The organism is Endozoicomonas sp. ISHI1 (assembly GCF_024606225.1).
Classification (GTDB): domain Bacteria; phylum Pseudomonadota; class Gammaproteobacteria; order Pseudomonadales; family Endozoicomonadaceae; genus Endozoicomonas_A.
In genome coordinates this window covers 66816-82480 of record NZ_JAGRPU010000007.1, presented here as the reverse complement: position 1 = coordinate 82480, position 15665 = coordinate 66816, and the positions used below count along the sequence as shown (strand labels likewise).

The 15665-nt window shown below is 47.1% G+C and carries 3 protein-coding genes; 1 reads left to right on the top strand and 2 read right to left on the bottom strand.

Annotation, left to right across the window (positions count from 1 at the left end; genetic code table 11):
• Positions 1-17 precede the first annotated feature (17 nt).
• The gene (locus KBW69_RS06980; protein ID WP_257280424.1) at positions 18-6512 is read right to left on the bottom strand and encodes a hypothetical protein; all 6495 of its coding nucleotides are present in this window, start codon (positions 6510-6512) and stop codon (positions 18-20) included.
• 104 nt (positions 6513-6616) lie between these two features.
• Here KBW69_RS06980 and KBW69_RS06975 point away from each other — a divergent pair, with 104 nt between their 5' ends.
• Positions 6617-6745: a hypothetical protein gene (locus KBW69_RS06975; protein ID WP_257275467.1), complete on the top strand. Its 129-nt coding sequence runs from the start codon at positions 6617-6619 to the stop codon at positions 6743-6745.
• 95 nt (positions 6746-6840) lie between these two features.
• Here the strand turns inward: KBW69_RS06975 and KBW69_RS06970 are convergent, their stop codons facing one another.
• Positions 6841-15570, bottom strand: coding sequence for a hypothetical protein (locus tag KBW69_RS06970; protein ID WP_257280422.1), 8730 nt, complete (start codon positions 15568-15570; stop codon positions 6841-6843).
• Between the last annotated feature and the right edge of the window lie 95 nt (positions 15571-15665).

Here is a 15665-nt window from a genome sequence, read left to right as displayed (position 1 = left end):
TGCACTGGTTTCTGATATTAAAGTTCGTTGTGGATATTCTTATCTTTTTCAGAGGCGAACTTCTCAATCTTCTGATCAGCCCGTGCTACTTTCATGGCCGAAAGGGTTTTCTCAGGCGTTGCAGTCCTTGTAGCCTTCCTGTCAATCCTGTCACTCCTGTGCCGCCATTCATAGAAGGCACCCAGAGTGTAAGAGTAAGGAATACTTTTTGCGTGGGAGAATGACCATTTAGGTACATTGTCCCTGAAGTATTTTTCCCAGCCATGCTCATACATCTTCATGGTGCGATCACGTCGTTCACGAAACTGAAGATAATTCTCGTTCCGCGTCCAGCCATATACCCCCCTGCGTTTACTGCTATGTATCATGTTGTTCGTTTTAACACGGTTGGCATACTCTTCATCCGTTTCATTGAAGCGTTGAGGCGTGGCAATGGCAGTACGTTTCGCATAGTCAGCTTCGGTTTCACCCACGCCTCTCCAGCGGTTGATCTTGTCAAGGCTCCGGCCCAGGGGGCCGCCGAGCCATTGAGTGAGTATCTTGTTGTCGTTCATGAAAAAGTCGAAAGTGAGGCTTGTTGTCAGAGCCAATCCGAAGGTTTGTGCGTAGGTAAACCCGGATAAAAGACCGTGGGCGTATGCTCCGACCGTGGCTACCGGACCCATCACCAGACCGGCTGTGGCAGAGGCCAGGGTTTTCACTTTTTCTGGTGTGATCCTGTGCAGCAGCGGTACCTGAACGCCTTGTCCGGAAGCCAGGGATTTCACGATTTCGGGCACCAGACGGGAAATGCTGCGATACATCCGGGGGTTGGCGTTGTACTGTCTGTTAAACAGCAGAGAGCCGGTTCTCAGCAGAATAACAGAGGAAGCGGCCTTGCCCAATGGCATGGCCAGCCCGCCCAGTTCAGCGACTTGTTCAATGCCGGTGTGGTAGGCATATTGGCCGGTTCGGTCAAGATCGACACCATAGCGTTCCAACCAATGCTGGAAAGGTGTGAGCATCCTGTGCGTGTAATCGCCCCGGTTGGTCAGGTCCAGAAGATAGAGGAACGCCATGTTTGAGAGAGACAGCCTGAGAGCTTCCGGGGCGGTCTCGGTCACCAGTAGAGGCTTGTAACTGGAAAAGTACCAGGTGACCGCCTGTACCAGGAAGGCTGAGGGCTTGATCCAATAATCATTGAGCTGCTGCTCAACCGCTGCGGCATGCGCCTGCATCAATGTGTCATGGATAGCCTTGATCAGCTCTGATTCAGACACGCCAATGGCATTGGCGTATGGTGTCAGGGTATCCTGAGCATTGGCCAGAAATGCAGCCGTCTTGCGGCCGTTTTCGAAGGCGATGTCGTCAAGAACGTAGTTAGCGATGACAGAAGCTGCGTACTCCTTCATGCCGGCAACTGATTCCTGCATACCTGCCGGGCCAGTTGCGGTCATGATCACAGGAGAAAAAGCACTCTGTACGAACTCGTCAACACCCTCGTCGGACAGCATCTGGACAACGGCCCTGAACTGGGGCACCTTGATGCCGTGTCTGTAGCCAAGGAAGTGTTCAAATTCATCCACTGTCTGGTAATCATCGACACCTCTGACAGCCTTTAAATAGTGCTCAAGTTCAATCTTGCTGATCAGACCTTCTCGCAGTAAAGCAATGATCCTGTAACCACTGGCAGAACGGGCAGCGAAGTATTCCGAGAAGCTTTTCAGATCCTTTGGTTCGTGTTCAACGAAGTGAATAGCTGCTTCGCCCATGCCATAGATTTCATCGTCGTACTCTTGTGGTCCGGTTTTAATGTGAGTCCTTGCCCAGTCTGCCAGATCCTGGACTTTTTCCAAAGTATTCAGAGACTGATCTTCTACAGGCTGGAACATGAATGTTGTCTTCAGATTTTTGAAGACTTCCACAATCCGTCTGATCTGGGCAAATTTCAGATCGTCTCCGACCAATGCTTGCAAGTGAATCGGTGCAAATTCATCGTCAAAGTCAAAAGTCGGAAGATAGGGTCTGACTTTACCGCTGTTTTCTGCTGATTCTATGAGACCCATTGCGGCTTCCAGAGCCTGTTTCTTCAGAGAGTGCGCCCTGGCAAAGGCGTGGATATCGGCCAGTATATTGGCCTGTCCCGGCGTGTACTGGAAGAACCCACCCTTTTCTATGGCGGCTTCCTCAGAAGATTTCAGAACTTCCTTCAATACGCTTATTTCCGCTTTCCTGATTTCTACTTCTTTGTTCAGACTTTGCTCTTCCCGGGCCAGTTGCACAAGTGCGCTGGCAGTAACATCATCCCCGCCCAGTTTCAGCTGTCTCTTTCTCAGGGCTTCAACCCGTTCAGCGTTGCTGAGAGTGGGCGCTGGCTTGAGACCCACGTCATCTTCAATGGCTTTAAGATTTGTTTGATGATCCTCCAGAGCTTTTTGTGCTTTTGATATTCTGACTCCTACGTTTTTCTGGCCTGAACTCATCATGTTTCTTATGTTTTTAAGCAGGCTTGCAGATTCCGGATTCTTGTCTTTGGAATCCTTAATCCTCTGATTTTGACGCTTCAGATCTTCCTGATATCTCTTGTCTCTCATCTTTTCACCGGTTAACTCCATCTCTATGCGATCGTGCTCAAGCAAAAACTTCGTGATTTGAAGGTACTTTTTTCTGGTTTCAGGCAGTTCACCCACTGTTTGATCAACTTCACCCTGATCATGAGTGTCTGCATGTGTTTTAATGGCGGTGAAGTCATCCTCTTTTGCCAAATTATCAGGGGCACCCTCAACAGAGATTTTCAGTTCTGATGTGGCGGCTCCTGGTTTTTGAACGATTTCATCGTGTTTCTCTGAATCTTCACTCTGCAAAAAGTGTCTGATGTCGTTTACTCGCTCTCCGGTCGTTTGCTTAAAAACCAGTGTCAGACCTGATTCGGTCTGAAATTTTTTGATTACCTGATCAGGCGCTGCCTTGTCGTCATTCGTGATAGGGGCGACGTTAGCGGGATTTTCACAGATCTCCTCCTGTTTGCGACGGACAGCCTCCAGTTTGCGATAAGGAGCCTCTAGCTCAGTTTCAGCATCCCTTATCGCTGTCCTGACTTCGGCTACCTCAGATTCAGTGTATCGGTGTTTGGGCTTCAGGAGAGCCATCTGCCTGTCAAGCTCAGTATCAATGGCTGCGATACGCTCATTGACTAGAGGCAGACCCGCTGTGTCGACTTTGTCGTACAGCTCCTCGAGTGTTTTTTTAATGAGATGGATTTGATCATCTTTCGAGGCATCATCTTTATAGTCCTTAATGTTGAGTTGACGAGCAATTTCATTGTTTTTATTTCTTCTGATACCCTCATTGTCATAAGGTTCGCCTACTTCATTCTCTAATTCCCAAATTTTATGAGTCAGAACATCCTCCAGTGGATGCAGGAAGTTGACTTTTTCAAATTCTACTTTCAGAATTTCGGCCAGTTTAATTTTCAAATCCTTGCCTCTTTCTTTAGCAGCAACGTTTTGACTTGCGTCGATGCCTAGCTCATCCTCTATATCATCAAGCATCTGAATCTGTCTTCCCAAAGCGCGCTCATCGGCTTCTTCGACACCATAGGTCAGTACCGAATGGAGCTTCTCAAGTTTTGCTTCCCTTTCTTCGAACTCAGCCGGGATTTTTTGTCTCCAGAGGGTATGCACCAGATCATTCAGTTTTTTTTCGGAGACGACATTGCCGTCAAGAGTTGCACGAACCTTGTCAAGCCTTGCTTTTTTGTGTTCATATTTATTGACTTCAATTTCGAGTATTTTTTCAGCATCTGCCAGTATTTCCAAAGCCTTTTCCTCTGACTGCTGTCTGGCTTTTGTCATGTACGTCTGAATTTCCTCAGAAATCGCGCGACGACGGGAATACACATCGCCCTCCTCACCACTGTGCTTCTTATTCAGGGCTCTCTCCACGCCTCTCAGTTTCCTGAGTACTGTGGGCATGGCTTTGAGGTGGTCAGGTGTTCTGATATCTTTCATTGTTAGTTGAAAATTTGGATGAATGCGGAACGCGCGATTTAATGCTTCGATATCTGCCTTTTGTTCTTCTGGTGCGATGTCTTTATCCGGTCTGAAACGCAAAATCCATTCCACACCATCGTTCATGGATTTGACGTGAGGTTTTTCCGAACAGCATTTATCATTGAGTTTTCGGATTCTTTGAAACAGATCATTCTGATGGTCGTCCAGTGGAACATTCGTTGACTGAAGTTCGTTAAGCAAATTTTTTTGTCGAAGATTCTGCATATGAGCTTTCTTTATTGCAGTGTTCAGTGATTCAATTTTGTGAAGCAGTCGGTATTCTTGAAAGTCAATATCTGTGTTGCTGTCAAAATTATTAATGTTTAAATCTAAGGCAAGAGTTTTATAGCGGGCTTTGATTTCAGCTTCAGCTTCTGTTCCAATGCTCTGTTGCTGAAGAGGGTGTTCGATCTGAACTGTCTGCTGCTTGAGATGCTTTTGAATGGCCTGATGAATGGCATAGTGACGGGCTTCCATGTCCTCTTCGTTTTTCGGAACCAGGCCTAACCGACCTTCAACGATAGCCATTTTTTTCCGAAATGCCTCGTGGTTCTGTTCAGCGTGTTGTCGCAAATAATTTTGAATGAACCGAAAGCGGGCACCCAAATCCTTATCATTGCCTTGAAAAATACTGAGCTGGCGCTCTATGGCGGTCAGTGTTGCTTCTGCAGTGTCTCCGTCAGGCTTTCCTGTTGCGGCAAATGTTGAGGCAAGCGACTGGTCAATTTCATGACTTGTCTTTCTGATAAGTCTGGCTTGTTCTTCAGTTGGCTGGCTATCATCCGGGTTATCAATACCAAGCTCTGCTGCCAGTTGAGTATTTCGAGCTCTGATGGCATCTGCTATGACATCATGAACATGCTTTTCCAGCCTGAGTTGTTGCGCTCTCAGTTTTTCCGTTTTACTGGCAGTGGCTTGCTCCGTTGAGAGCTTTAACTGGTTTCTAAGCTGGAAGAGTTGAGTTTCTGCTGTCCACAGTTCTTGCAGCTTGCTTTCATTCTCAATCAGCTGTTTGACCATGTTGACAGTGATCCTGGAAGCAAACTCTATGTCGTTCTCAGGAGCATCAATTCGCGCTCGGTGGAGATCGTTGATATCAGGTATAACTTTCTGAATATTCTGAATAAAATGCGGGTTAACCAGAAGGTTTCCAAGTGCGGGTTTGAAGCTGAAGTGTTTTACGAGTTGCAACTGCAACCAGCAGGGCGTGATGGCCGACGAAGCGGCTCTGATATGACCTGGTGTGAATTCAAATTTATAGGCATTATCCGGATTAGCAATGGTCAATGCCTGCTGGAGAGATTCATAGTATGCAAGCGTCTTCAGTTGATGTTCGTTAAATTCAGTATCGTGGTGTGCAGCCAGCTCCTCCAGCACTGCCATCTGCCTGCTCCGAATAACGTACCGGTAGTTTTGGATATCATAGCTTTTAAACCACTTTTTTACTGAATGAGCGGGCTTATCACTCTCATCTTTTTCCCAGAGTTTATGGAGTTTTTCTACAACAGCGATATTGTTCGGATACTGCTTCTGTCCACGAAAAACAATAACTTCCTCCAGCGCTTCTGTTACTTCCAACTTTGGATAGCCCGCAGGTGCAGTATAAACCTGTGTGTCATCCTCGACGTGTACAACATATCCGACGGGTTTGCTGTGTGCTAACAGTTCATTGAGAGCCTGTTGTTGTAAATCCTCTTCTAAAATATGAACCTGGATATAGGCGGAGGTGGCTGCCGCCAAGAGAGCCTCATCATTGACAAAGAGTGATTGACCCAGGCGCTGCAGTTCAGGGGGCTGATCGCCCGAAGCGATAAGACGCATAAAGGTGCGCCCTTTCACTGCAACTTTTTCAACTTCAATGGTGGCAAGGGGAACGTAGTGATCGCCAGGGCCGAGGTCGATGTCTCCTGCCATGAGATCGACAGTGTCGAGCAACTCAGCCAGCTTTAAAGGTTTGGCGATTTTCGTTAGTGGGTCTAACGACAGGCTGCCACCTGATTGTCGACGAACAAACTCAATTGAATCCTGAACGGTAATTTTGCCTCTGACTTCAATGACCAGTTCCTTTTCTCCAAGGTTATGGGTGAACCTGAAAACTCCTTCATCGCCCACTTTCAGGACTTTGGTGTATTTCTGAGCAACGCCATTTTCGTCTGTTTCAAACAGATCAACACTGGAAACGTCACTTGTAACTTCAGCAAGAATTTCTGTAAAACTCATAGCAGGAACGTAATAGCTTTCCCTGCGATCAGGCTTATCACGATAGGTGGTGGTAAAGGATTTAAGTATTGGCTGCTGGTCATGACCTAACGTTGGCCGAACCGTGATCCCTCTCTGGGTATACTCTTTACGTCCATTGTCCAGTATATCGACAGACTTTATGTGTAGCTTGCGATCGGCCAGTGCTTGTGTACCAATGAAGGAAGAGCTGATGGCAAAGGCCACTGCAAGGCTTAACGCATTGGGACGAGCATATGTCATTCTAGTACCTCAGGGCTGAGTACTTTTATCACCGTGACAAGTGAATGCCAAACCGGGCAGGGAAGGGTGCTTTCAATCGTTCAATTTAGCTGAGAGTTGTTCCTTTGCGTTGTTTTTTTCAGGGAAGGAATATCCATGCCACTCCGGACGAAGAAACGCTTGAGACGTTTACGCCCGAAGTCGATCCCGGTACCGTGTCCCATAGTTCGGGCAATACGGGACAGGTTGACTGAACCCATCTGGATGAGGCCAAAAATAACCAGCTCATATCAAGCTTTGTCTCGAAATCGTCTCCTACCGGGATGTATTCCTTTATATTGGTTTCTGATCAGAGTTCGTCTCGGGTATTCTCATTGTCACGCCAACCTTTATCAAGATTTGCCTGTGTTGGTTTCACGACTTCAGGTAGAAGACCTGACTGAGGAGCATTTCTCTTGTCATGAACAGGAACTTTCTTGTCAACGCTTTGTTGCCAGTCGTAAAAGACACCCAGAGTGTAGGAGTATGGAATACTTTCTGCGTGGGAGAATGACCATTTAGGCACATTTTCCTTGAAGTATTTCTCCCAGCCATGCTCAAACATCCTCATGGTGCGATCACGTCGTTCACGGAACTGAAGATAATTTTCGTTTCGTGCCCAGCCATACATCACGTTGTTTGCTTTAACACGCTTGGCATACTCTTCATCCGTTTCATGGAAGCGTTGCGGTGCGGCAATGGCAGTTCGTTTCACATAGTCCGCTTCCGTTTCGCCCAGGCCTCTCCAACGATTGATTTTGTCAAGACTGCGGCCCAGAGGTCCGCCCAGCCATTGAGTGAGTAGCTTGTTGTCGTTCATGAAAAAGTCGAAAGTGAGAGTCGACCCCAAAGCGAATCCGAAGGTTTGAGCATAGTTAAATCCAGATACCAGACCATGGGCGTATGCTCCGACAGTGGCTACTGGCCCCATCACCAGACCGGCTGTTGCAGAGGCCAGGGTTTTCACTTTTTCTGGCGTCATCCTGTGCAGCAGCGGTACCTTAATACCCTGTCCGGAACCCATGGATTTGACTATTTCGGGAACCAGATGGAAAATTCTGCGATACATCCGGGGGTTGGCGTTGTACTGTCTGGCAAACAGCAGAGAGCCGGTTTTCAGCAGAATGACTGAGGAAGCGGCCTTGCCCAATGGCATGGCCAGCCCGCCTGCTTCAGAGATTTTTTCAATGCCACTGTGGAAGGCATGTTGGCTGTTACGGTCAAGATCAACACCATAGCGTTCCAGCCAGTGCTGGAAAGGTGTGAGCATCCTGTGCGAGTAATCGCCCCTGTTGGTCAGATCCATAAGATAGAGGTACGCCATGTTTGAGAGAGACAGTCTGGCTGCCTCCCGGACGGTATGGGTCAGCAGCAGAGGTTTGTAGTTGGAGTAGTACCAGATGACTGCCTGTACCAGAGAGGCTGAAGGTTTGACCCAGTAATCATTGAGCTGTCGCTCAACCGCTGCGGCATGAGCCTGCATCAATGTGTCGTGGATAGCCTTCATCAGCTCTGCTTCAGACACGCCAACGGCATTGGCATAAGGTGTCAGGGTGTCCTGAACATTGTTCAGGAATGCTGAGGTCTTGCGGCCGTTATCAAAGGCAATATCGTCAAGAACGTAGTTGGCGATGACCGCAGCTGCGTATTCTTTCATGCCTTCAACAGACTCTTTCATACCCGCCGGGCCGGTTGCGGTCAAAGTAGTAAAGGCACCCTGCATGAATTCTTCAGTACCCCTGTCGGAGAGCATCTGGACAACAGCACTGAATTGAGCCACATTAATGCCGTGTTTGTAGCCAAGGAAGTGTTCAAATTCTTCCACTGGCTGATAACCGTCGATACCTCTGACGGCTTTTATGTAGTTCTCAAGTTCAACCTTGCTAATCAGACCTTCACCCAGCAGGGCGATAATCTTTCTACCAGTGGCAGAACGGGTAGTAAAGTATTCCGTGAAACCCTTCAGGTCAATGGATTCATGCTCAATGTAGTGAATGGCTTTCAGGCCCATGCCGTGTATTTCATCGTCGTATTGTTGAGCCGCGGTTTTTATCTCATTTCTGGCCCTGTTCACCAGCCCCTCGATTTTTGTCAGGACATTCTGAGGCTGACCTTCTAAAGGCTCGAAAGGGTAGACCGGGAAGTTCCTCTTCAAACTCTTGAAGACTTCCACAATCCGGCAGGCCTGATCAAAACTCAGATTGTCTCCGACTATTGTCTGCAAGCGAATCGGTGCAAATTCATCGTCAAAATCGAAAGTCGTAAGGAATGGTATTGTCTTACCATTCTTCACTGCTGCTTCGGTCAGGCCCATTGCGGCTTCCAGAGCTTGTTGTTTGAGAGGGTGCTGCTGCACGAACTTGAGGATATCGCCCCGGGCTTTTTCCTGTTCTGGCGTGAACTGGAAGGGACCGCCGTCATTTTTCACGGCTTCCTCTGCAGTCTTCAGGACTTCCTCCATTCTCTCAATATCTGCTTTCCTGGTTTTAATCTCGCCTTCAAGACGGGCCTGTTCCTGAAGTATCTTGATCCTGCCGCCTGTTCCATCAGCACCGCCCAGTTTTATCTGTCTTTCTCTCAGGGCATTAAGCCGTTGTTCATGGGTATCAGAAACGTCTGGTTTAAGACCCAGAGCTTTTTCAGTGGCGTCAAGAGCTGCTTTATGATGATCCGTCAGAGCCTCTTCTGCTTTTGATACAGCTTCACGTTTCTGCTCAAGGACTGAAGCCAGCGCAGCCATTTCCTTGTTATGCGCGGTTTTAGCCTGCTCATCGATGTATCCAGGATGTTCAATCTCCTGTTTTTTACGATTCAGATTCTCTTGTGCATTCAACTCTTCAAGCTGTGTATGGGTCACTTCCATAGTTTTCCTGACGTGCTCATGCAGGAATTCTGTGACCTGAGTGTACTTTTTCCTGATTGACGTCAGTTCATTTAATGCGTTATCGCGTGCATCGGGCTCGATCCAACCGTGAGCATATGAATAGACTTTAATGGCAAAGTTATAAGCTTCTTTCAATGATCCGAGATCACCTTCTTTTACCAGAATGTGCAGATTTTTTACGACAGCTTTCAGTTTGTTAGCAGCATGACCTAGTCTTTCTGCACCGTATCGCTGCAGGAAATGACTGATGTCCTCTAACCTCTCTTCGGGGGGTTGTTCATCACCTGCGGGTAGACCCAAATCGGTCTGAATTCGTTTCATTGCCCGATTGAGAGCTGTGTCGCCTTCTTCCGAGATAGGGGTGATCGTGTCATGAATCACAAATTTCAGTTGTTTGCCTTGAAGCTTCTTAAGCTTGTGATAAACACCAGACAGCTCTCTTTCAGCTTCTTCAATTGCCCGTCTGGCCACGGCTAACTCACGATCAAGGACGTATCGTGGTTTAGGTCCCAGGCGAGCCATTTGCATGTCAAGTTCTTTTTCAATGGTTGCGATACGCGAATGAACGTCGGGCTTACCCGCATTGAGAATTTCTTTGAACAGTTGTTTGAGTTTTGCTTCAATCAGACGGTTCTGGTTTTCGATAGTGGCATCATCTTTATAGCCCTCAATGTTGAGTTGATGAGCCACTTCATTGTTTCTGGCTTGTTTGGCATCTGCATCGTCGTAACTTTCGTCTACTTCATCCATTAATGTCTGAACTTTGGCTTTCAGAGCCTCCTTCTGATAAGACAGGTCACCCTCTTCAAACTCTACTTTCAGCTCGTCAGCCAGTTTGGCAGTGAGAGCCTTGCCCTTTTTTTTGGCAGTAACGTTTTCAATGATGTCGATATCCAGTTCGTCTTCTACGATATTAAGCAGCCTCGACTGTCGTTTTCTGGCTTGCTTATCCAGGTATGAATCTTCGATCTTGTAGGCAAGACTTGCACGAAGCTTCCTGAGCTTAAGACCCCATTCGCTGAGTGCTTTGCTGTCTTCTTTCCAGAGGCTTTGATCTATCTGATCCAGCGTGTATTCCGGGATATCAGTGAAGCGAAGTATTTTAACAACCCGGGCAAATCTTTCTGCTTTTTCACTCTCTTCAGATTTGATGTTGAGTATTTCTTCTAATGCTGCCAGCTGTTCTGTCTGTTGTTCTCTGGCATGCTCATCCGGTTCCGGGCCTTCGACTTTATAGTGAAGATGGGCAAGAAGCCTCTTGAGTTTGAGGTGCTTCTCGTCCGGAGTTTCGCCTCCAGTTGCCCAAAGGGTACTGTCTATCTTATCCGCCATGTAATTCGGGAGATCATTGTCGTCAAGGATTTTACGAACCCTGATGAATCTCGTAGTTTTGTCATCCTCTTCATTGACTTCGATGGTGAGTATTTCTTCTACGGCTTTCAGTATGTTCAGAGCCTCTTCCTCTATCCGCTGTCTGGCTTCTCTGATGAATGCATGCATGTGTTCAGAAATTTTCTGGCGACGAAGATGGACATCATTGCTTTCATCAAGGTCACTCATCTCAAGGGCTTCTTCCACGTCACTCAGTGTCTCAAGTACTTCAGACCTGGCTATGGGGTGGCCTGGTGTTCTCATGTCAGCCAGTTCTCTTTCCAGCACTTTAATCCTTATGAGCTTGCCACGCACTTTTAATTCCAGAAGGGTGAGGTCTTCTGATGTGGTGTCTTCAGCCTGCTCAATACCGGGAACCGTTGCCAGAGCACCTTTTTTGGAAGGGGTGAAAGAGCCTTCAAAATCCTTTTGATCTCTCAATGTCTCAACTCTCTGATGCGGAATTTCAAGTTCATCATCCATTGTCGTAAGTTTATGATGTGCCTGATCGACCTGAGCTATCAGCTGCTTTAGACATTCCATGATAGCTTGGTGACGGACTTCAGGGGTCTTTCCGTTATCCGGGACCAGACCGAGCTTCAATTCAATGTCAGCCAGATTATTCTGGATCATCCGATTGGTTCGTTCTTCATTTTGTTCCAGTTGCTGCTGAATGGAATGAAAGCGGGCATGCAGATCGTTTTCATTGTCTGGAGTAATATCGAGCTTACTTTCAATGGTCGCCAGTGCCTCTTTTACAGCTTCTTCCCCAGGCTGCTCTTCTAAGGAATCTGTTGCGACAACTGGTTTTAGGGCAGTTGATGTTGCGGCAATTGATGTTGCGGCGATTGACGTTGCAGCAACCGGTGTTGCGGCAACTGGTGTTGCAGCAATTGATGTTGTGGCAATTGATGTTGCGGTAATTGATGTTGCGGTAATTGATGTTGCGGCTGGTTGTCGTTTGATTTCATGAACTTTCTCTATGATAAGTCTGGCTTGTTTTTCGGGTGGCCAGGTAACATCCCAGTTATTAATTTCAAGCGCTGCTGCTATTTGAACGTAGCACTCTTGTCTGGTTGCTGCTACTGCTTCACGAACTTCTTTTCTCAGTATTGGAATTCGTTCGACTTCTTCCTGAATATGATTTAACCATCTTCTCCGTCCTGCCAATTCTTGTTGAGTCAGAAGATGTTGTCCATAGGCCTCACTGAACTGCTGACTGATGCGTTCCCGCAGGTTCTGATGACGGGCTGCAAGGTCATCTTTGTTTTCCGGAATCAGGTCGAGCTTACTTTCAAAAAAAGCCAGTTTTTTGCGGGCTTCCTCTTCGGCCAGTTTTTCATCTTGTTGCAGCTGCTGTCGAATGAACTGAGCGACAGCTTGATCGTCTTCATTGATCGAAGTAATACTGCGCTTGCTTCCAATGGTTGCCGGTCTTGCTCTTACAGCTTCTTCATCAGGCTGTCCTGTTGCGGGAATCAATTGCTTGAATTTACGAATTTTCTCCCTGATGAGTCTGGCTTGTTCCCAGGGTAGCTGGGTATTATCCCAGTCATCAATACCAAGCTCTGCTGCTATTTCTGCGTTGCGATTGTTTGTGGCTTCTGCTCTGGCATGAAGGACCTGTTTTTCAAGCGATGGATTTAGATCGATCAGGTGATGAGCATTCTGTGCCCATGTTTTCTTTTCTTCCGGCTTTTGATTCTCAACATATCGTTTAACGGCCTCAAGTCCTCGCTGTTTAAGGTGCTGCTTAATGGCCTGATGACGGGTTTCATGGTCATCTTCGTTTTTCGGCACCAGGCCGAGCAGAGTTTCAACTTTAGCCAGTCGGGCTTCCTCATCAATGGGGTCTGGCATCTGTTGCAGAAATTGTTGAATGTAATCAAGCCGGGTTCTCGGACCCTTCTCATCGCGCGGGGAAATAACAAACTCAATCGGTGCCTGTTTTGCTTCTACATCATCTTCACCAGGCTGTTCTATTGTGGTAGATGTTGCGGGCACTGCCTGAATGATTTCATGCATTTTTTTTCCGATGAGCCTGACTTGTTCTTCCAGTGGTTGGTTCTCATCCCAGTCACGAATACCAAGCTTTGCTGCTGTTTGAGCGTTGCGAGCTTTTTTAGCATCTTCAATGGCATCACGAACTTGTTGTTCCAGCTTTGGAATTTGTTCGATTCTCTGCTGAAGTTTCTGTAAAAGGCTTTTCTGTTTTTCCTGCTCTTGTTGAAACTGAAGATATTGTTGATCGATCTCAAGTTCCAGCTGTTCAAGGTACTGCTGAATGGCCTGGTGACGGGCTTCAAGGTGATCTTTGTTGTCCGGAACCAGACCGAGGTAACCTTCAAAGATAGCTAGTTTTTCCCGGACTTCGTCATCGGACAGTTCTGTGTCCTGTTGCAGCTGCTGATGAACGAACTGAAGGGTACTCAGATGGTTTTTATTGACCGAAGCAATAACGCGCTTGCCACCAATGGCCGTGGGTTTTGCTTTTACAGCTTCTTCATCAGGCTGTCCTGCTGCGACCATTGATGTGTAGATTTCATGAGTTTTTAATTCGATGATTCTGGATTGTTCTGCCAAGTGTCGGGTATTATCCCAGTCATCAATACCAAGCTTTGCTGCTGTATAAGCGTTTTGAGCTCTTATGAATAATCTTCTGACTCGATAAACTCGCCTTTCCAGCTTTGGAATTTGTTCGACGTCCTGCTGAAGTTTCTGTAAATGGTTTTTATGTTCTTCTATCTCTTGTTGGAGCTGAAGATCCTGAACCTCAAGTACCTGCTGTTTAAGGTGCTTTTGAATGGCCTGGTGACGGGCTTCAAGGTGATCTTTGTTTTCCGGAACCAGACCGAGGTAACCTTCAAAGACAGCTAGTTTTTCCCGGACTTCCTCATCGGCCAGTGTTTTGTCAAATTGCAGCCGCTGATGAACGAACTGAAGGGTACCCAGATGATTTTGATTGACCGAAGCAATACCGCGCTTGCCACCAATGGCCGTCGGTTTTGCTTTTACAGCTTCTTCATCAGGCTGTCCCGCTCCGGCCATCGATGTGTAGATTTCATGAATTTTTATTTTGATGAGTCTGGCTTGCTCTTCCAGTGGCTGGGTATCATCCCAGTCATCAATACCAAGCTTTGCCGCCGAATAAGCATTTTGATTTTTTATGAAAAATCTACTGACTTGAAAAACTTGCTTTTCCTGCTCTGGGGTTTTTTCGAATTCCTGCTGAAGTTTCTGTAACTGGTTTTGCTGTGCCTCTATCACTTTGCGATTCTGCACAGGCTCATCATCAATCTGCTGTCTGGGTATGTCATCGGTGAGTTTGGCAGCAATGCTTTCGTCTTCGCTTAATGGATCGTCAGGCATTTCGGTGTTATCGCCTTCAACCTCATGAATATTTTCAACAAAATACCGATTGCTTAGAAGATTTCTAAATACGGGTTTGAAACCAAAGTGTTTTTCGAGTTGATTATGCATCCAGCTTGCCGTGGAGGCTGACATAGCGGCTTCGATTTGTCTTACTGTCAATTCAAATTCATCTGCCTGGCCTGGAGTAGCATTGGTCAATGCCTGCTGGATATATTCGAACTGTGCAATCAGCCTCAGTTCATCTTCGTATATAAGCGTCGTTTGTCCGTCTTCGTTAAGTTGAGCATTGTGCCATGCAGCTATCCCCTCCAGCAGTTCCATCTGCCTGTTTCGAATGACGTACTGGTAGCTTTTGACTTTGTCTTTTCTAATCTGTGCTCTCGCTTCAGAAGGGGGTATGCTGGAAAATTCTTCCGCAAACATGTTGTAGAGATTTTCCACAAAAGCGACATCGGCCGAATTCTGCTTCTGACCACGAAAAACAATCACCTCTCCCGGAGCCTCAGTCACTTCCAGCTTTGGATAACCCTCAGGTACGGGATATGCCCTGGTCTCATCCTCGACGTATACAACATAGCCGACGGGTTTACGGTAGTAAAAAAGCTCATTCAGAGCTTCCTGTTGTAAATCTTCCCCCAGAACATGAACCTGGGTATAGGCGGAGGTGGCTGCTGCTAAAAGCGTCTCTTCATTGACAAACAACGATTGATCCAGGCGGCGCAGTTCTGGGGGCTGATCGCCTCCAGCGATAAGACGCATAAAGGTGCGCCCGTTCACTTTAACTTCGTTTACTTGAACGGTGGCAAGGGCGACGTAGTCATTACTTGCGCCAAGGTTTCCTGCTCTTCTATTCGCAACTTTCAGCACTCCGGCCAGTTGTTCGGGACTGGCGATTTTTGTGAACTTTTCCAGGGAATGGATGCCATTCAATTGAGTACGAACAGCATTAATTGACTCCTGATCGGTCATTCCGTTTCTGACCTCAATGGCCAGTTTCTCTTCTGCAAGGTTATGGGTGAACCGGAAGACCCCCTCATCTCCTACCTTGAGGACTTTGGTGTATTTCTGAGCAACGTCATTGTCGTCTGTTTCAAACAGATCGACAGTTGAAACGCCACCGACGATGCCAGAAAGAGTGTCTGTGAAGCCTTCAGAAGGTATGTCATAGCCAGCCCTGGCTTGAGCCTGATCAGGGTAAGTGGTAGTAAAGGATTTGGGTATTGGCTGCTGGTCATCACCTAAAGTTGGCCTGACTATGACCTCACTCCGGGTAAATTCCGCATATCCATTGCTCTGAATATCGGTAGATTTTGTCTGCAGCCTGCGATCCGCCAGCGCCTGCGTACCAATGACGGATGAACAGATTGCAATGGCCACTGCAAGACTTAATGCATTGGGGGGAGCATTTGTCATTCTACTACCTCAGAGTTGAGTACTTTTATTACCGTGAAAAGTGATTGCTACACCGGGCAAAGAAGCAACTTTTAATCGCCGATGGCTGTTAATCG